The sequence below is a fragment of the Arthrobacter sp. ISL-28 genome (genome assembly GCF_018613875.1).
Lineage (GTDB): Bacteria > Actinomycetota > Actinomycetes > Actinomycetales > Micrococcaceae > Arthrobacter.
The window spans coordinates 1-18,882 of record NZ_JAGGPJ010000009.1; the positions used below are offsets into that span (position 1 = coordinate 1).

Consider the following 18,882-nt stretch of genomic DNA (forward strand, 5'->3'; position numbering starts at 1 on the left):
CAGGCTGGCCACAGAAGTCCAACAATGACGGCTGCGCCGTGACACGTTCCCCCGAGGCCAAACGTCTGGGCATCGGCCTGGGTGATCCGTGGTTCAAGCTCCGGCCACGCGCCAGGGAGTGGGGCCTCGTGGCGCTCTCGAGCAACTACGAGCTGTACGGGGACGTCTCCGCGCGCGTCATGGAGCTGCTGGGCCGGTATTCCGCCTGGTTGGAGGTCTACTCCATCGATGAGGCGTTCCTGGGCGTGAAGGGCAGCCCGAACGAGCTGCTGGCCCTGGGCAGAACGATGAAGGAAGCCTGCCGGCGCCACGTCGGTGTTCCCGTGTGCGTGGGCATCGCCCCGACTAAGACCTTGGCGAAGCTGGCCAATAAATGGGCGAAGAACAACCCCGCCTTCAACGGGGTGTGCCGGTGGGAATCCGTTCCCGCGGCCGAACGTGAAGCACTGATGGGCCGCCTGTCAGTGATCGAGATCTGGGGCGTGGCCACGCGGCTCACCAAACGCCTGAACGCCATGGGCATCCACTCCATCCTGGACCTCACCAGGGCTGACGCTGTGGCCATCCGGGACAAGTTCTCCATCGTCATGATGCGTACCGTCCTGGAACTGCAGGGAACACCCTGCATCCCGATGGAAGAAGAACGGATCGGCCGGGAGCAACTGATCTTCTCCCGCTCCTTCGCCACACCCATCACCACGGCCGCGGGCCTGCACCAGGTCATGAGCGTCTACGCCCAAATGGCCAGCGCACGCCTGGCCAAACACGACCTCCAGGCAAAGGTTCTGACCGCGTTCGCTGCAACCTCGCACTACAACCCCAACGAGAAATCCTTCCCCTCAGTTTGCATCGCACTACCCATGCCCACCGCGGATCCTGTGCTCTTGACCAAGGCAGCTCACACCCTGCTCCCCCTGCTCTATGAAGGAGTCAAGTACGTCCGGGCCGGGATCATGGTCACCGACCTGCGCCCCAGCGGAAACCAAAAACCCCTGGAGATCTTCGAGAACCCCCATGAAGAGCGCCGCATTGGCACGCTCCTGGAAGACGTCAGCAAGCGCTACGGCCGCGGCTCCATCGGCCTGGGCCATGCCGGCATCAAAGGCGGCCCGGACTGGACCATGAAACGCGACATGCTCTCCCCCAGATACACCACCCACTGGGACGAACTCCCCCTCGTCAAAGCCGCCTAACCCGGCCAGTCTCGCACCGAAAGGAACCCAGGATGACCCTGGCACCAGAAGCACCTCACGCCCTCGAAGCGGTCGCCGTCCGCTTTAGCCCGGACGGAACACCCTTGGCCGTCCGCCATGATGGCCAGATCTGGGTCGTTGACCCCGACGTCGACACCGCCCACTGGTTCACTCGGGACTCCTGGTGGGACACCCGGCGTACGGCCCCGCCAGGCGTCGGGAACGTAGTAGACATCGAGTACTGGCGGGTACAGGTCCGCTCCGGATCCTCTGCCCCGCGCTGCGGACCTTTGACCTGCGCCGCGATCCCCTGGCACAGCAGTGGCTTCTGGAGTCCATCACTGACAACTGAGGCAGCCGTGCGTAGCGTGGGTCCATGGGACTCATCTACGACGACCCGCAGCTGGCCGCGCTGACGCTGACGCGCCTTGCAGCCGAGGAATCCGAAGGCCCCAGCGCAATGACAGGGCGGATGCACGCAATCCTGGATGACCTGGTGCAGCGCAACGGGACCGGCTACCTGGCGGAGCTGGCCATCGTCCTGGCCCGCGCCCGGTTCGCCGCCCTCGATGATCTCGCCCGCGCCACCGGGACCGACACAGCGGAGCTGCTGGACTCGGTGGAAATCGAGGCCCTGGAAGGCCTCGATGACGACAGCTGATCCGAAGGTCGGGGATGTTTGAACCCTGATGGGATGGGTACGGTGACTGGACCAGGGCCTCGCCGTGCAGTTGCCTGCGGCGGTCCAACTAGGCTTATCCGGTGGAAATCACAGGAACGATCCAAATGCCGGACGGCAGCACCAATCACATCTCCGCCCAGGGCGACACTTACGAAGATGCTAAGGCTGCAATGCCCGAGGGAACGAAGCTGATCGTTATCCGTACTGACAGGTGAGCGGCCGCAGTCCGGCGTCGGGTGGCGCCGGCGGCGGCTTGGGGGATAAGCCCGCGGTCTCAGAGGGCTCTGGCCGTCGCCGGCCACAGCCAGTGTTGCCGGTGGACCTATGAAAAGCTCGGGAGCAAATCCGTGCCCGCCGCCGCTTTGCGGGGGCCAGAACGGATTAGCTCAAAGCTGCCGCACTGGGTGTAACCCTCGCCGAAGGCCTGCCTTGGGGGTCGGCGGCGCGCCCGGGCGCTGACGGCACGCCGTGACTTTTCTGTGGACGGCTGCCGTCCGCGCATCCACAGCGGGCAGCTGCTGCGGCGCGGCCTCTGTGGGGATCCTGTGCACGGCTACATCCTGGGCTTCCTGCCCCTCCCCCGTTGTCCGACCCGTACCCCTACGATGGTTCTCCCCCACGGAGCGGAAGGCAGGAGAACCATGGAGGAACAACCGCGGCCGCGCGCCAACAGCTGGCAGATCGCCGGTGTCTGGATCTCCGCCGCTGCCCTGCTGATCGCTGCCGCCAGGGCAGCCATCGATCTATGGCTGCTGCTCAGGTGAGGGGCCCAGGCTGCCCGTTTCCTGCGAGGAAGTGGCCGTCGTTGAACCGGACGGAAACACCTCGCGGGCGCCGGCGAAAAGAGGAGGCGGTGGCCGCGCTCCTCGTGCTGGTATGAAACGTCCCTGCGGCGCGGGGAAAGCATCGTGTTTGTCGTGGCGACGTGTAGACCCCGCGGGCGCGGGGAAAAGCAGGTCGAACGCGGCCGGACCATGGACCAGGAGGAAACACCCCCGCGGGCGCAGGGAAAGCCCAACCGCTCCGCGCTGCTGCACCGGGATGAGGAAACACCCCCCGCGGGCGCGGGGAAAAGAGCCAGGCAACCCGGTCCTGGTACCGGATCAGGGAAACACCCCCGCGGGCGCGGGAAGGCCCCGCAGGTACACCGTGCGCCCGTCCACCATGGAAACACCCCCGCGGGTACGGGGAAAACCGTACGCGGTGAATACGATATCGCCCGGCGCGGGGAAAACGGCGGGGAAACTGAACAACGGTAACGTTCCGGGAACCACCCCCGCGGGCGCGGGAAAAGTCGTTGGGCCAGCCGCCGTTGAACACACCAAAGGAAACACCCCCGCGGGGGCGGGGAAAGACTCCCTCACCGAAGTGAGGAGGCGCCGCCAAGGAAACACCCCCGCGGGCGCGGGGAAAAGAAATTGGCCGCGTTCTCCGCCCGTTTGTCGGCGGAAACACCCCCGCGGGCGCGGGGAAAAGATGCCCCAGCCGTCGACGAAGAACCCGATGAAGGAAACACCCCCGCGGGCGCGGGGAAAGGCCCATGGGGCTATCTCACTTTCATGTTGGTCAGGAAACACCCCCGCGGGCGCGGGGAAAAGAAGACTTCCCGGATGTTCAGCTGGTACACCGAGGAAACACCCCCGCAGGCGCGAGGACAAGGTGAATGTCGTGGACGCTGCCAAATGGGTCATGGAAACACCCCCGCGGGCACGGGGAAAGAAAGCCATAGCGACGCCGAACACCAGCGGCATGGAAACACCCCCGCGGGCGTGGGGGAAAAAGCAGACAGTCCTGCCCGATCACCATGGAAACACCCCCGCCGGAGCGGGGAAAGGGTTCGGGCACGACGTGCTGATATTCCTTGCCGGAAACACCCCCGCAGGCGCGAGGAAAAGGACGAACCGTTCTTTCTTGTCCTGGTTGGCGTTGGAAACACCCCCGCGGGCGCGGGGAAAAGACGGGCTGAATGGTTGGCGACGACCCCCATAGGAAACACCCCCGCGGGCGCGGGAAAGGTGCAAGCTCGCACGGAAACGGAAGGGGAAGAAGGAAACACCCCCGCGGGGCGCGGGGAAAAGGCCGTGGTCAGAGCGGAGTCGCCGGTGCCTTGGGAAACACCCCCGCGGGCGCGGGGAAAAGGTCAACACCTTCAGGACGGGCGCGGTCACACTGGAAACACCCCCGCGGGCGCGGGGAAAAGGCCCAACGCCCCCACCCGCCAACACCCCACGTGGAAACACCCCCCGCGGGCGCGGGGAAAAGTCGAACACCGGGATGCCCGCGTCGCGGAACTGGGAAGCACCCCCGCGGGCGCGGGGAAAAGAAGGTCCAGGCCATCGAGGCGCAGATGAAAGAGGAAACACCCCCGCGGGCGCGGGGAAAAGTCGAGGCTGAACCAGACGTTCGTGTCGTCGTGGGAAACACCCCGCGGGCGCGGGGAAAAGCTATGAGCGCATCCCGCGCGCCCTGCTGTACAAGGAAACACCCCCGCGGGCGCGGGGAAAAGCCAGCCATCCGGCAGTTACGAACATGCACGTTCGGAAACACCCCCGCGGGCGCGGGGAAAAGATCTTGTCTCCCATGACGGGTTTCCTTACTTGGGAAACACCCCCGCGGGCGCGGGGAAAAGGTGCATTGCTACTTGCCGCCCGCCACATTGATGGAAACACCCCCGCGGGCGCGGGGAAAAGGCACCTCATCTCGTCGGGTCCAGATAGGCCCAGGAAACACCCCCGCGGGCGCGGGGAAAAGTCCTACAGCGAGCTCGACAAGCGCGATAACAAGGAAACACCCCCGCGGGCGCGGGGAAAAGACCGACGGCATCCAGGAGAAGTGCAGGATTGAGGAAACACCCCCCGCGGGCGCGGGGAAAAGGTTGGGTCCGAGTGGGTGAAGATGCGTTCCCAGGAAACACCCCCGCGGGCGCGGGAAAAGGACAGGATGAACAGGCCCCACCTCTGACGCCGGGAATCACCCCCGCGGGCGCGGGGAAAAGGCTCTCCGCCCTGGGCTCCTGGGCGCCGTTCTGGGAAACACCCCCGCGGGCGCGGGGAAAAGTCAATGACCCAGCCCGGACTTCCCGGCTCCCAGGAAACACCCCCGCGGGCGCGGGGAAAAGGCCAACACCCCCAAGGGCAAGCACGCGGCGGAGGAAACACCCCCGCGGGCGCGGGGAAAAGTTCAACGTGATCGACATATCGCAGCCGGTCGTGGAAACACCCCCGCGGGCGCGGGGAAAAGAGTATCGAAAACGGGACTACAAGCTTTCCACTGGGAACACCCCCGCGGGCGCGGGGAAAAGACAAGCCCGCTGTAGCAGCGCAGGGAAACACCCCCGCGGGCGCGGGGAAAAGGAATGGCCGGTCTATGAAGCGCCGGCACGTTGGGAAACACCCCCGCGGGCGCGGGGAAAAGACTTCAGGGAGCGCCTGGCCCTGGGGAAGGTGGGAAACACCCCCGCGGGCGCGGACGTTGCCCGCGGTGGATGATGCCAAGGGCCGGATTTACACCGATTGCGGTGCATGCTGCCGCCGCGCAGATTCAGCCCCGTGTTTACCGCGTCCTCGCTTTGTACGTCGCCCAAGTTGTCTCTTGTAGAGCTGGATGGCGGCGTGTTTGACGGCTTCGTCGTCTGTGATCAGCCGCGCCTGGGCGATGGCCCAGCGGGCCGATGATGTCAGGGGCGTGGCTGCGGTGTAGGCGTTCGATCCTCCATTGCCTGCGAACACTTTGGATGTGAGTTTTTGACCGCTCTCCCTCGTTGTCTTGCATGGCCCAGACGCCAGTCCTGCTCTGGTAGATGGTGGCCCTGTCGATATAGGGGAACGACACGCGGTCCTCGAGCCTGACTTGGTGGCCGGCAGGGATGGTGGTGTATGCCATTGCCTTCACGGAGTAGCTCAAGAGTCTGGTCCGTCGTCGACGAGCCCGAGGAGAGCGTCGTAACCGATGCCGGCCTGGCCGAGGATGACAGGGACCATCGCTGCCAGGACCCGGGATTGTGGATTCCACGGGTTCCCGATGGCGAGTGCGCGGTGTGCCAGGTTGCCGTTCAGCGGCGCGGTTGCCTCCATCGCCTGGCGCAGGGCCGCGCGGCCCTGCGGGCTGATTGATTCCAGATCCCCGATACTACCTGTCCATGCCCCGGGTGCGCCGTGGCGGCCGTCGGGGTCGATGGTGAGTGCGGTGATGCTCGGCATTTCAATGAGTCGGGTCGCCGTCTCTTCGTCGACGTCATAACCTGTCAGCCGCATCAGGGACTCCAGATCAGCGTACGGGTCGGTGAGATCGTTTGTGTTAATGACGACGCCTCCGGCCTTGGCGTATCGCCGGGCATAGTCGGTGAGTTCTTCCTGCTCAGTCCAGTCGACTTCGTCGAGGCGGAGCGCGGACGCTTCGACAAAGCCCTGGCTGTCGTCGGGCATGAGCAGCCGGGTCCGTTCGGTGAGGTATTTCTCGACCCTGGCCAGTTCCGAGGAGAAATACGGGAGCGCACCCCGTTTGCCCTCGCCGACGATGATCTGCAACGGCAGTTCGGCCACCCCTGGAAGGCGGAGGGCGCGCCGGGGGTCGGTGTGTCGCCAGACGCGGCCGGCGCGTTGGATCAGTGACGGTGCCGGGGCCAGATCGGTGGACATCGTGTCCAGATCGATGTCCAGTGAGGCTTCGATCGCCTGAGTCCCGACAACCACCGTTCCCCTTCCCTGACCGTCCTTGCCGATCTCGGCCAAGAGCCGGTTAGCGGCGTCGCGGCGGTGCCCTGCGGTCATCCGGGAATGCAGCACGATCGGGTCAATCCCTGACCGGCTGAGACCGAGCGCTACCTGCTGGGCGCGGCCGACCGTGTTGACCACGACACCGAGCCTGGCACGCGGTGCCTGCTTTTTCATGGCGACCGCCCAGTCAATGTGGTGCTGGACCGGGGCGTGTGACCGGATGGTTGTGACGGAGATGCCGTAGCTGGCCTGGGTGAGACGTACGGGGGTCCCCGGGATCGACTCGTGAGACGGGAAACAGATCTTGGAAGGGACCCAGGTTGAGTCGTAGGCGTGGGCGAAACGGTCACGTTGCCATTGGGGCAGGGTTGCGGACAGGATGGTGACACGGGTCCCGGTGGTGCCCCACCACGTCATCAGCTGCCCGGCCAGGGCGCTTTGGTAGTGGTCCATCAGGTGTGCCTCGTCGATGACGACGTGTGCGTTGGCGAGGGTGAGCAGGCGCAGGTGTGCCCATTTGGTTCGCAGTGACCCGGCCAGCACCTGATCGATCGTGGCCACCGACACGGGAGCGAGGAGCCTGGCCGTGCCGTTACGGAGGAACTCGGACGGAATCAAACCATCGCCACCGGCCGTCCGGTGTTCGGCCGGCAGGGTATAGAAGTCCTCCACGGTAGCGAGGCGATGCGCGAGTTCTGCGACGTTGCCCGTGCCCTCGTAGGCGTGCTGGACCCGTTTCATCATCGCGTTCGTGGTCGCCTGGGTCGGCAAGGCAAAGATGAGACGTTCGTTCCTCTGGGCGTGCCGGAGCAACGCCGCCTCGGTCTTTCCATTGCCGGTGGGGGCCATGGCGATCCACAGCCCGCCGCCTGCCGTCAGCGCCGACTCCTGCAGGGGGCGCAGCTCGAAGTCGCCCGCGATGGATGCACGAGCGTCCGTGAAGTCCTTGTACAGCCCCAGGGTTTTCTCCAGGCGGGACGCGAAGAACCGGGTCCGATGCTCCATCCATCCCGGGTGGTCGTCAGGATCGAGGACGCCTGAGGCCAGCTCTTCCTGGGCGCGTTTCACGGCGTGCCACTCGGATGCGGTTCGGTCCGCCAGAACGACTAGCCCGGCGATCAGGACAGCAGCGGCCGGTGAAGCCTCGGGTACGTCGGTTGCCGCGTCGAAGCCACACGCGGCCATGACAGCGGCTCTGAGGTCGTCACGGGACTCCCGCCAGGTTCCCCCGGCCGACCGGGCGAACGCCTTACATTCGGGGCTGTCCGGGATCTCGAACTTCCCGTGGTGGCCGAGTGCTGATGCTGCCAGCCAGTCACCGCTGACAGAGGCGCTGTAGTCCAGATCGGTGTTGGCCAGCGTCAGGGCGGAGACCTTTTCGTGCCGCTGGAGGTGACCGAGCCGCTCGGTCGGTACGTCAAGACTGTAGCCGGCGGCGACGAGGTCCCTCCGGGTCACCTCGTGCCATGCTTCTGCGGTCCTGGCGAGCAGCTGGCCGGCGAAGACCGGGTTGGCCTTGCCGACATCGTGCAAACCCGCTGCCGCCGCGACCCAGGAACGTGCGTCGGGACACAGTGAGTCCTCGATGAGCTCCCGAAGTCCGGGACGCAACCAGCGGTCCCAGAGGGCGGTTGCCGACGCGGCGGTGTCCAGCAGATGGCTGATCAGCGGGTAGGGTTCGTCCAGGCCCTGCCGTTTGCTCCAGAGCGGCACGGTCAGCCGATGGCCTTGATCGTCAGGAGCCCGCAGCCGTAGTTCTTGGCGCGTCCTACCCCTGCAGTCAGCAGTCCGGTGAGTTTTTGGGGATCCTCGACCACGCCGAACCCATCCACGAGATCGGTCTGGACGACCCGTGACGTTTTCCGGCCGACGACGTTCCGGTCATGGTTGAGGATCTCGACGCCGCCGATGGCGCCCGCCAGCCGTTCGGCGACCCACTCTGTCATGCCGGGGCCATCATTGTCCGGGTCATCGTCGCGGGGAACACTGTATGTCGCCGGACGGGGCCCGGTTGTGGCGTCGCGGCCACGGGTGCTGGACCGGCGCACGGCATTGACGCTGAGCCGGAACGCCACCGGAGTGCCCGCGGCGGGGGCGCTGGCTTCAGCGCGGGACAGCATCCCGTCAATATGGGTTACCGGAGGAACGGCCGATCGGATGAGCAGGGCGCCCGGTTTACCCGGGCCTGCCGGTTCAACCCGGAACAGGACTCCCGTTGCGGCGCGCGGGCTGTCCCCGTCCACGGGGCCGAAGAGACGCATCACGGTCGAGTGCAGTGCCAGCGGGTTGTCCAGGCTTCGGGGTCCGGGCATCCCGTCCCTGCCGGTGAACATCTTGTGCAGCGGGACCAGGGTCAGGATGGTGGACGGACTTTGCATAACGGACTCCGTTTCGTAACGCTTGGCTTGGACTACGGCGGGGAACCATCGGTTCCCTAGGGAGCCTCTGGTGCGGGGAGGACCTAGCTGGCCTGTTTCCGTATAGGGGCGCGTTCGGTGATGGTGGTGTTTTCCGACCACCAGCTCAGGTCTTGGGGGGGGTGGCTCCCGGCCACGGTGGTCCTGTCCGGGTAGGTGTTGTCACGTCCGTCCAGGACATGGATTCCCGAGGGCCGGTTCTTCCTTCCTGGTGCGGTGTCCAGCAGTCCGTCATCTCCGATCCCGAGGAGGAATGGGAATGAAGGAGCGAAGGCCCTGCGCCCCAGATATGGGCTGAAGCCCGGGGAAGCGAAAGCCTGGGCGAGCTCCTGGGTTTTCGTCTCGTGGCTGAGCCGGACAGTGAATTCTGCCCCGGCCAGATAGGTACGCCGGACGATGGACGTGCCTTTCTGCGCGTCGGGGGTGAACGAGGTCGGGGCGCTACCCTTATGCCCCGCGGCCGTCCAGATCCGTTCGATGAATTTTTGAGCCTCAGGGCGCGGGTTGATGGTCTGGAAGTCCTTTTCGATGGTGCCGGGAATGTCCACCCTGACCTCGATGTCGAGCTCCTGCAGCCACTCGGGCCATTCACCGTTCCTTGCGCCCAAGGCGGCTGCGCACAGGCCGATGATGCCTGTGCGCGTCGGGACCGGCTGCGTGTTCACATGGTTGCCCGTGACCCGCGGGCCGGCCCAGGACTGGTAGGGCGCGGCGAAGCGGAGGTAGAGGCTTGTCACGCCAGGATCCATTCGACGACGGCTGCCACAACGCCGTCCACCCCAGTGGTCTCGGCGTTGAAAACGTCCAGGCCTGTTGCGGTTCCGGCGGCGAGGGCGATGCCGAAGTTGCCTTTGTCGAAGTCCAGGGCGGCCGCACGCTGCTCGGCGAGGCGGCGGACGGCGGGGTCGCCGTAGCCTCCGTCGTTGCCGGGAAGGACCGGGGTCTCGAAGTCGTAGGCCAGACGGTAGGACTGTTCTTCGGCGAGGACTACCAGCGGGGCGACGTAGGGTGCGGTGGCGTTCCGCTTGCCGGAGGGCAGCTTGTAGATGAGTGCCTCGGCCATCAGCGCGAGTTGATCCTGTGCGGTATCGGCGCTCATTCCGGTCCAGCTGCGCTTGAGTTGTTCGCGGTCGATGGTGACGGTGCGGTAGAAGACGCCGGAGGTGTAGGAGGCGACGCCCAGGTACGATGCCCCTTTATGGGATGCCTTCGGGTCCTCGTCCATGGTGGAGAAGTAGTCCGTTTCAATCACGGCCTTGTGGACCGACATCGCCGGGCTGACGGCGATGGCTGCGGCGGTGTTGGCCTCGGGCGCGGCCGCGAACATGCGGCCGAACGCTGCGATGGACAGTGAGCCGGTCTTGCCGCTATCGACGAACGTGGCTGCTTCTTCCTTGCCGTCCTTGGTGATGGTGGTGGCTCCGGCGGCGACGGCGGCCGCGGCGGTTTCGACTTCCTCCAGGCTCAGCCAGGAGGACGTGCCGGATTCCTTGCCTGCTTTTTCTTCTCCCCCGGCATTCTTGACCAGGGCAGAGACGAGCTTTTTCGCCGCTGCCGCTGAGGTCTTCGGGTCAAGATCCGGGTTGATCTCCCGGGCCCGGTCCGTGATGATTCCGGAGAGGTTGGTGGAGCGGATGCTCTTATCCAGGGATCGGGTCTCGTAGTCGCTGCGGGCGGCCCGCTTGATGGACTGGCTGGAGAGCATCCCGCGGAGGACACCGCCGATGACGGCGCGCTTGGGGGTGCCGGTGTCGTCACGGTTGAGGTTGCTCCACGGAACGGTGTTCAGGATGTGAAGGGTGAGGTTGTTCAATTCAGTTCTCCTGCGCGGTTGTCGTTGCTGGTTCCGTCGGCGTCAAGGTCCATGCGCCGTAGTAGTCACCGATCGTTTTGATACGAACCGTCTGGGAGGCTTCGGTGAAGCCGTTGCCCCAGCGGCTGAGGAGCCGTCCGATCCGGTAGAAGTCGAAGCCGACTCCGGTTCCTCGGGCCAAATCCAGGAAGCGGCGGATGGTGGCCGCAGCCTGCTCAAGGTCCTGCTCCTGCAGGCTGGCCAGCCTGGAGGCGATGACGTCGGGTTCGGCCGGGTCCAGGCTCTTCGCGCCGGACCGGTGCAGGCTGAGCGCCCGCAGTGATGCCCCCAACGGTTTATTGGCCTGAGGGATGTCCCGGTAGGTTGCGCACAGGCCGGCTGCACGGAGGTATGCTGTTTTGTCTTTCTCCTGGTCCACGAAACGCAGGACCCACGGATAGGCGTAGTGCTCCGTGGTCCTATCCAGGCCACGGGCGACGCCGGAGCGGTACCGGACGTCGGTGTCCCTGCGAGCGAGAACTTCGCCCACCAGCTCTTTCATGCTGTCCCGGATTTCGGTCATCCCCGAGCCTCCTTTGGATTGGGTTGTCGTGCCTGTCACGATTACGCGGCCCTCTGGCCAGTGAGCCCGAGAACCTGCGAGATGTTCCAAGACACCCGGTTCCTGGCCGTCATGATGAAGGGAGCGAGCTTGGCTCCCGGGGCGGAGGAGACCACCTCATCAAAGGCCTGAATCGCGGCCGAACGCACCAGCGGCCAGATCGCAGGATCCACGGCACTACCGGCCCCGTTGATGATGAAGTCTTCAAACGGTGCTGAGACCTTTAACCAGAACGCAGTCTCCGCATCAGTCCTCCGGTCGCGCAGTGCTGTGAGCCGGCCCTTGACCGTGAATGGCTTGGATAACTCCGAGCAGACTGCCTTTACGAGGGACGCTGCGTCCGCAACGGCGTCGGCACGGTCTTCGTCGACCATCCATTTCTTCGCCGAAGAGATAAGGACCTCCGTGCGCCGGACCACCGGGGACGAAGCACTGCCTTCGACAAGGTGGCGCAGGAACATAAGCTGGGTGCCGCGGCCAGGTGTCCTCACCGTTCCTTTGGAACGGCTGCGGACTGCAGACGAAAGACCCTTGGCGTTCCATTCCACCGCGAGGTCGGTCTCCTGATGTCCAAGGTCCAGGCGCTGCGCCCTGCGCTGGACGGAGGTTACCGTGCCGGCAGCGTTCTTGGTTTCAATATCGGCGTAGAGATAGAAAGTGTCTTCAGTATTGCGGTGGTCCCACCACGCCTTGGCTGCTTCCTTACCCGCCCCCATGGTGGGCGGCAGGTACACCGATCCCCCGGTCGACACGGCGGTAAGAACGCCGCCATCCCAGAGGCATTGAGCGGTGTTGGAACCCCAAGTAGCCCGCCAGAGGGGGTGCTCGGGTTCTCCCGGTCCTCCCTTGGACCGGGCGCACACGGGATCGGCCCAGGCCGGCAGCCCGTCTCCGCCCACCCAGGACCGCGGAGTATTCATTAGGAGGGTCTCAAACAGGGTCTCGCCGCGCCACAGCACTTCCGTCGCCGTATATCCAACGCCCGGGTAACGGATGCCAGGAGATCCGTTTACACAGGCCCGCCCGTCGATGCGATTGTTGCCGCCGAAAGAGTAGTGATAATGCACGGCCAGGGCCAACGTGGCCGCGGTCGTATCGAATTCCTTGGCAACGGAACCTCCAGTCCAAAACTCTTCCGCCCGGTCCCCCGGCATCCACGGATACAACTTCTTCACCGGCGCCTTCGGGCCGGAAGTGATTCCCGAACCGTCATGGGTTGTCTGCATGAAGGGCCATTCGGGATCGAAGAGATTGGACGCCGGAGACAACATCTCAAGCACCGCGTCCACGGATTCCGTTTGGAAGCTGCAGGCAGACGAACTCTGATGACGAAGAACCAGGGACGCAACTGAGGTGAGGACGCGGAGAAACGTCCCCACCTCAATCCCGTTCAAGCCGGGCTCCAGGCCTGCAATACGGTGGGCCCCCAGCAGCGTCTCACGGACGGTCCTCAGTCCGTCGCTGGTCCGTATCCAAGGGACAGCCCTCAGCACGCAGCCTTCCGGTAATGATGGTTCTTTCAAAGCTTCCCCCTTTTGCCGCAACTGACACGAATCCTACGAGCTGGCGCTGACAGTATTACTTCCGCTCGCGCGAAAGGGTCTGAATTGTAACCGCTTTCAAGCCAGTCTCTGAGGTTCCCATAACCAAGAACTCAACCACGATGAACCGCTGTGATGGGCTTATCCGGCAAGGCCGAAGATCCGGCGTGGTAAGACACGCCGATCCGTGGTTGATTATGGGGTCGCGTCTTGTCCTTCTCCTGCTGTTCGCGGGCGGGAGGTTCGGCGTTCCTTGGTCGGTGTCTCACGGGCCTGGGCTATTTCGTTGCGCAGTTGGTCGATTTGGCGGCCGTAGGTGTCGTGGAGGTCCTTGACGCGCTGCTCCCCATGGGAGCGCTCAAGCTCCACGGTTGCTCGAGCTGCGTCGCGCTCGGCGGTCAGCGTTGCCAGGTTGCCGCGCAGGCCGGCAGCGCCCTCACGAGCGCGGTCCAGGCCGGCACGGGCGGCCGCAAGCTGGCCCTGCATCTCCTCGATCGCGGCTTCACCGCGGCCGGCACGCTCCGCCTCTGCCTGGGCGCGGCTCTCGGCCGCGCCGGCACGCCGTTCCGCCTCGGCCCGGGCCTGCTCCTCCGCCTCTGCCCGTTTCGCCACTGCATCACGCTCCTGCTGGAGCTGCCCCAGCTGCACCCGTGCGGACTCAACGCCGGCCCGCAGCTCCGCAGCTTCGGACTGAGCCTGCTCCCGGTCGGCCGCGGCAGCCGCCTGAACCTGGGAGAGCTCCGAAGCAAGCTGCTCCCCGCTCTGGCGTGCGGTCTCCAGCTCGGCTTGGAGTACGGCCAGTTCCTCGGCCAGTTCTTCGCTCTTGCGTGTTGCTTCCTCGGCCGCAGCGTCCGCCTCGTCCTTTTCGGCCTCGGCCCGGCGCTGAGCCTGTTCTGCACGGGTGGCCCGCGCATTCGCGCCTGCGACTTGCTCGGCGGCCTCGCTTGCCACCGACTCGATCTGCGCCTCTGCGGCCTCAGGATCACCAACCGTGCGCAGCTCGTCAACGAGCGCCGTCAGCTGCTGCCCGAGGTGCTCAATCATGCCGGTCACCTGCCCAGCGATCTCGCCAGCCCTCTGGCGTGCGGCATCCACCGGGCGGGCCTCCGCGGCATGCACGGTGTCGTTGAGCCTCTGTCGTGCCCGCCAAGCTGCAGCCCGGTTATGGGAAGGGTCGTCGCAGTACTCCGGAGGCCGACCGGTGCCACCCTCCGACGCCATGGCGGGACGCTGGCACCCCGGGTACCGACAGGTGCGCTCTTCGACGATGTTTTCACTCATGGCTTCATTTTATCGTCTTTCGTTGTGAAACGGAATACGAAACATAACGAAATACGCAAATCACGATACGAAAAGAAAACCAGATTTCGTGTCGTGGAATGGGGCGTAAAAGAGACCCCCGTTCAAGGGGGCGGCGGACCGATCGTCTATTTTGTCGGTGCGTGCTGCTAGTTTGTCTTCGCCCACATCGCATTGGTCGTCGTACACCTGCGGCGCAGCGCGTAGAGGAGGACGACTATGCCCCTTTTAGGGATGGGCGAGTGCTGGTCAAGGGCTGGGCTCGCCGGCTTTGTGGCCGAGAGCGGCCGGCCAGGCAGACGGATGCACCGGTCCCTTCGGGGTCGACAGTGACTCAGCGAGGGGTCAGCCGGCGTCCACGTCGTAACGAGTGGGAGGGGCAGGCAGACCTGTTCTCCTCGGTTGAGCCGGACGGCTTCGTATCGGAGAAGTTGGCGAGCCTTGATTGGCCTGCGGCTGACGAGTTTCCCGTCAACTACACGGGAGCACGGGTACGGGCGGTGGTATGGAACGATCTAATCAAGTCGGAGTCACCACTGATCGTGGCCGGGTTTTCCTCGATCGCCAAACTGGTAGATCTCATTGCAGACTGGGATCGGGAGCCGCATGCCGCCCAATCGAAGGCGGCGGTGCTACTCGGCACAGAGCCGTTCACGTCGTCGAGGTCGAGCTTCGCCTCGGCTGAGGTGACGTTCACAGATGAGGTTCGGCGTTACTGGCTGGAGGAGGGGGTATCCCTGCGGCTGTCGGCGAAGGTTCTCCAGGTTCTCAAAGTTTTGGATGAGGGTCGGCTGATGGTTCGCTTCGTCGATGGGTCCACGCGGCTGCACGCGAAGATTTATGTGGGGTCGGACGCGGCGACGGTTGGTTCGAGTAACTTCACAGATGCCGGCCTCAGCACCCAAACTGAAGCCAACACGAGGTTCGAGCGGCGAACCGATGAAGGACGCTACCGAGGCCTCGTCCGGATAGCGGAGAACTATTGGAGTGTCGGGCAGCCGTGGAATGACCAGTTCCGTGAGTTGCTGCTCGCCTTGCTTCGGTTCGTCCCTTGGCAGGAGGCACTGGCCAGGGCGTGTTCTGACCTGTTGGATGGGGCGTGGGCCGAGCGCTACCTTTCGAGTGACAGTGCAGGCTCGCGGCTCTGGCCGTCGCAGATGTCCGGGATCGCGCAGGCGCTTTGGATCGCGGAGAATGTCGGCAGTGTGCTCGTCGCCGATGCCACCGGATCCGGTAAAACGCGGATGGGGGCGCACCTTGTACGCGCTGTGCGCGACCGGTTGTGGAGCACAGGTCGGGTGAGGCGGGATCTTACCGCGCTGGTCTGTCCGCCGTCGGTGGCGAACGCTTGGTCTCGCGAGGCGGTGCATTGCGCCGTTTCGATCAGCACGGTGTCCCATGGCCTCCTCAGCCGGCCGTCAGAGGATGGACAACGGACGGAGGAGCTGGCGGTCAGGCACGCTCAGATTCTCGCCGTCGACGAATGCCACAACTTCCTGAGCAGAGATGCGAATCGTACTCGCCAGGTCCGGGAGAGTCTCGCGGAGCATGTGTTGCTGTTCACCGCCACGCCGATTAACAGGGGCCCCGCCGATCTACTCCAGCTGGTCGGCTTGCTGGGCCCGGACAACTTCGAGGACGAGACCTTAGACGTCTTGGAGCAGCTCGAACGACGCCGCGGTCAGAACCTCGAGCTGTCATCCCAGCAGCAGGAGCAGCTTCGCCGCGAGATCCAACGCTTCACCGTTCGGCGCACAAAGTCGATGCTGAACGGGATGGTCGACGAGAATCCCGAGTCCTATCGGCACCCCGTGACGGAGCGGATATGCCGGTACCCGCGGCACGAGACCAGAATTTACGCAACCGGTGAGACTGGCGAAGATGAGCTAACCGCACGCAAGGTGCGTGAGGCATCGGCGGAGTTGACCGGTGTAGCGCTGCTCGGCCGCCAACTCGCTGTTCCACCGGGGCTGGCTCACGAGTACAGCGACTCGCGCTGGTTGGAAAGCCGCCTTGCTGCCAGCCGCGGACTCGCAAACCACCATGTGCTGACCGCAATGCGGTCATCGAAGGCAGCGCTCGTCGAGCACGTGGCCGGAACGGAGCAGGCGGTCAAACAATGCTCGATCCAGACCGCGTTCAAGCCAAAGCCGACAGGCAACATGCTGGACGCTATCCTGAGGCTCGCTGATGAAGGACCGCCGGAGATACTACTCGAGTGCGAGGTGCCGCGATGGCTCACCGACGTCGATGAATGGCGCGCAGCCTGCGAGCAGGAAGCACATCGATACCGCGCGATCCTTGACGCGGCGCTCCTACTGTCGACGGCACGGGAGCATGCAAAGGCCGACCTGCTCACAGAGCTGAGCCTGAAACTCGAGCGAGTCTTGGCCTTCGACCGCCACCTGATCACGCTCGCGGCGATCGAACCGCTCATTGAGGCAGGCGGGACCCGGGTAATCGTTGCGACCGGCGCCAACAAGAAGAACCGCAAGGAGGTGGAGCGCGTCTTCGCCCCCGACAGCAACGTCCCCGCGATTGCACTGTGCTCCGATGCGATGAACGAGGGACTCAACCTCCAAGGTGCCGCGGCCATGGTTCATCTCGACGTACCAACGACCCTTCGCGTTGCTGAGCAGCGAGTCGGACGCGTCGACCGGATGGACAGCCCCTACGACGCGATCGAAGCCTGGTGGCCCCGCGATGGCGTAGCATTCGCCACCCGCGCAAATGACCTCCTTGCGGCACGGGCAGAGGAAAGTACGTCACTGTTGGGCGCAAATCTGAACGTGCCAAACCTGGCAGCGGACCGGGACGACGTGGTCACGATCGAAAAACACATCACCACCCTGGAGGCGTCCCACGAAGCCTGGGATGGCATCCGCGACGCACTCGACCCCGTGCGCCGCCTGGTTGAGGGACCGGATGCGCTGATCTCTCGCCAAGTGTACGAGGAGCACCGCACCACCACGCACCGCGTGCTCGCCCGGATCAGCCCGGTCATGTCCACAACGCCCTGGGCGTTCCTTGCCGTGACCGGCGCTGGACACGGCGCCCCTCGCTGGATCATGCTCGAGGGGACCGGCGCTCAACCGATCATCGGTCTTGAGAACATAGTTGAACCGCTACGAGAAAAACTCAGCGACAACCCACCCAGCCTTCCTTATGACGCAACCTGCGATGAGTGGCTGAACCGCTATCTCACCGCCGCCACACACCAGGAACGGATGCTCCTTCCACGCCGAAGACTCAGAGCATTAGACCAGATGAGCGAAGTCACCAGACAGTGGGCAACCGACGCTATCCGGCGAGGAGACCACGAGATCAGCGAGCGTTGGAGAAAGATCGGCACACTCGCCGCCCCAAGCAGCGATGAGCCGCAGCTGACCTATACCTCGTGGCTGAGCAATGGCTCGCGCTCGTCCAGCCGCTCCTTGACGCCACTCAGCGAGAAAACCGACGCTAGCGCTACCTTCGACTCAGACAAATAACCCCGAAGCTCCTCGCAGAGCCATTTTCCATCGAACGCGTCGAGGAAGCCTTCACAGGCCTTCCCCTGGCAGCGCCGCTGGCAAAACGCGTCACGGCCTGCATCCTGGGTGTCCCGGCCGCCGCTCCCTAGTCGCAGCCGTGACAACGGCTAGAGCCTAGGCGAATCAATTCCTCATGCCGAACCCAGGAGACGGTGACCGACGACGTTACTTCGAACCCGCCACATGCGCTTCTCGACGCTGTCCCATTTCCTTAACTGTGAAACACGCCCTGGCGCACGAGGACGGACAAGCCTTGGCAGCTAAGTGTTCTTAGGGCGCCAGTTCGCCCGCCGAGAGGTGGGTTGCAAGGAAGCACAGCGACTGCACGCCAGGGGTTTAGCCGGAATGTTCCGAAGAGGCGCCGGTGCGTCCTTGAAGCACTGAAAGGATGTTGGGACGGTACCGCTGTTGCACCCGGTGCTTCGTTCCGTTCTTCATTTCCGTAATTAGTTTGCTGATCGATTCAGCGTGCCGGAACTCCCCTCCTGCTGCAAAGAACGCTTTCAGCCAAGGCTCCTTCTCAAGGGGATAGCCGCCCTCGGTGAAAACCCGGACGAGCTGCACGACAGCAGCTTTGCCGTTTCCCGTCGATAGGCCGTTGTATTGTTCATCAACCATGCATTTAGCGGCCTCGAGCTGTACGGGGTCGGGAGCTTCGTGATCGATACCTTTAGCCAGGTCTCGGGCGCCCATCCCCTCAAGCCAAATTCTCACCATATCCATCGGTGACCAGACAATGACAAAGAGGCGGTCGACCGAGTCATGCTCGACCAGTTCCCTAATCACTTCGCAATCGTCCGGCTTATAGGGGTGGAGAATCGCCAGAGTCCGGTTTAGGCGCTTGCCCTGGGTTTCGAGATCCCTCAGCTGCGTGAGGGAAACGATCTTACGAGATCCTTTCTCCGCAACCACGTAGTCAATGAATTCCGTATCGGCGCTGCCTGGCTCCTGAAGCCTCTGGGGATCGCATGCAGCAAACAGATAGGGAGGTTCACCTAGCCAATCTCTGATGAGAGCACTTTGCGGCACCATCGACGTACCTCGTTGTGCCCAATCTTCCCGGATCATGTACGCAAGTTCAGTCATTC

General features: G+C 64.4%; 13 protein-coding genes and 1 CRISPR repeat array. Of the genes, 5 read left to right on the plus strand and 8 right to left on the minus strand.

From position 1 onward, the window contains the following. The 4 genes from J7E80_RS07635 to J7E80_RS24235 form a co-directional block, all read left to right on the plus strand. Positions 1–1,193 (plus strand): Y-family DNA polymerase (locus J7E80_RS07635; protein WP_215050880.1); only part of this gene is annotated, 1,193 nt, incomplete at its 5' end. A gap of 376 nt (positions 1,194–1,569) precedes the next feature. After that, positions 1,570–1,854 (plus strand): hypothetical protein, encoded by a 285-nt coding sequence (locus J7E80_RS07640; RefSeq protein WP_215050881.1) that lies wholly within the window; start codon positions 1,570–1,572, stop codon positions 1,852–1,854. A 101-nt stretch (positions 1,855–1,955) separates the two neighbouring features. After that, positions 1,956–2,090 (plus strand): hypothetical protein, encoded by a 135-nt coding sequence (locus J7E80_RS24230; protein WP_285291831.1) that lies wholly within the window; start codon positions 1,956–1,958, stop codon positions 2,088–2,090. 426 nt (positions 2,091–2,516) lie between these two features. Then, the gene (locus tag J7E80_RS24235; protein WP_285291826.1) at positions 2,517–2,639 is read left to right on the plus strand and encodes a hypothetical protein; all 123 of its coding nucleotides are present in this window, start codon (positions 2,517–2,519) and stop codon (positions 2,637–2,639) included. A 502-nt stretch (positions 2,640–3,141) separates the two neighbouring features. Then, positions 3,142–5,348: a CRISPR direct-repeat array (repeat unit 21 nt; unit sequence CCCCCGCGGGCGCGGGGAAAA). Positions 5,349–5,774: 426 nt separating this feature from the next. Here J7E80_RS24235 and cas3 read toward each other — a convergent pair. The 7 genes from cas3 to J7E80_RS07675 form a co-directional block, all read right to left on the minus strand. Further along, positions 5,775–8,303 carry a CRISPR-associated helicase Cas3' gene (gene cas3 / locus J7E80_RS07645; protein WP_215050882.1) on the minus strand — a complete coding sequence of 843 codons (2,529 nt, stop codon included), beginning with the start codon at positions 8,301–8,303 and terminating at the stop codon, positions 5,775–5,777. A gap of 2 nt (positions 8,304–8,305) precedes the next feature. Then, on the minus strand, positions 8,306–8,968 hold the full coding sequence (locus J7E80_RS07650; RefSeq protein ID WP_215050883.1) for a type I-E CRISPR-associated protein Cas6/Cse3/CasE: 663 nt from the start codon (positions 8,966–8,968) through the stop codon (positions 8,306–8,308). 83 nt (positions 8,969–9,051) lie between these two features. After that, positions 9,052–9,744 (minus strand): type I-E CRISPR-associated protein Cas5/CasD, encoded by a 693-nt coding sequence (cas5e, locus tag J7E80_RS07655; protein WP_215050884.1) that lies wholly within the window; start codon positions 9,742–9,744, stop codon positions 9,052–9,054. Then, positions 9,741–10,820 carry a type I-E CRISPR-associated protein Cas7/Cse4/CasC gene (gene cas7e, locus J7E80_RS07660; protein ID WP_215050885.1) on the minus strand — a complete coding sequence of 360 codons (1,080 nt, stop codon included), beginning with the start codon at positions 10,818–10,820 and terminating at the stop codon, positions 9,741–9,743. Before cas7e ends, cas5e begins: the two co-directional genes overlap by 4 nt. Position 10,821: 1 nt before the next feature. Then, positions 10,822–11,382: a type I-E CRISPR-associated protein Cse2/CasB gene (gene casB, locus J7E80_RS07665; protein WP_215050886.1), complete on the minus strand. Its 561-nt coding sequence runs from the start codon at positions 11,380–11,382 to the stop codon at positions 10,822–10,824. 41 nt (positions 11,383–11,423) lie between these two features. After that, positions 11,424–12,914, minus strand: a complete 1,491-nt coding sequence (locus tag J7E80_RS07670; protein WP_311380782.1) for a type I-E CRISPR-associated protein Cse1/CasA — start codon at positions 12,912–12,914, stop codon at positions 11,424–11,426. A gap of 243 nt (positions 12,915–13,157) precedes the next feature. Beyond that, positions 13,158–14,243 carry a hypothetical protein gene (locus tag J7E80_RS07675; protein WP_215050888.1) on the minus strand — a complete coding sequence of 362 codons (1,086 nt, stop codon included), beginning with the start codon at positions 14,241–14,243 and terminating at the stop codon, positions 13,158–13,160. 449 nt (positions 14,244–14,692) lie between these two features. On the opposite strand from J7E80_RS07675, the gene J7E80_RS07680 reads away from it, so the two are divergent. Next, positions 14,693–17,752: an SNF2-related protein gene (locus tag J7E80_RS07680; protein ID WP_215050889.1), complete on the plus strand. Its 3,060-nt coding sequence runs from the start codon at positions 14,693–14,695 to the stop codon at positions 17,750–17,752. Positions 17,753–18,130: 378 nt separating this feature from the next. Here the strand turns inward: J7E80_RS07680 and J7E80_RS07685 are convergent, their stop codons facing one another. After that, complete coding sequence (locus J7E80_RS07685; RefSeq protein ID WP_215050890.1) at positions 18,131–18,880, minus strand: hypothetical protein; 750 nt, start codon at positions 18,878–18,880, stop codon at positions 18,131–18,133. Positions 18,881–18,882: the final 2 nt, after the last annotated feature.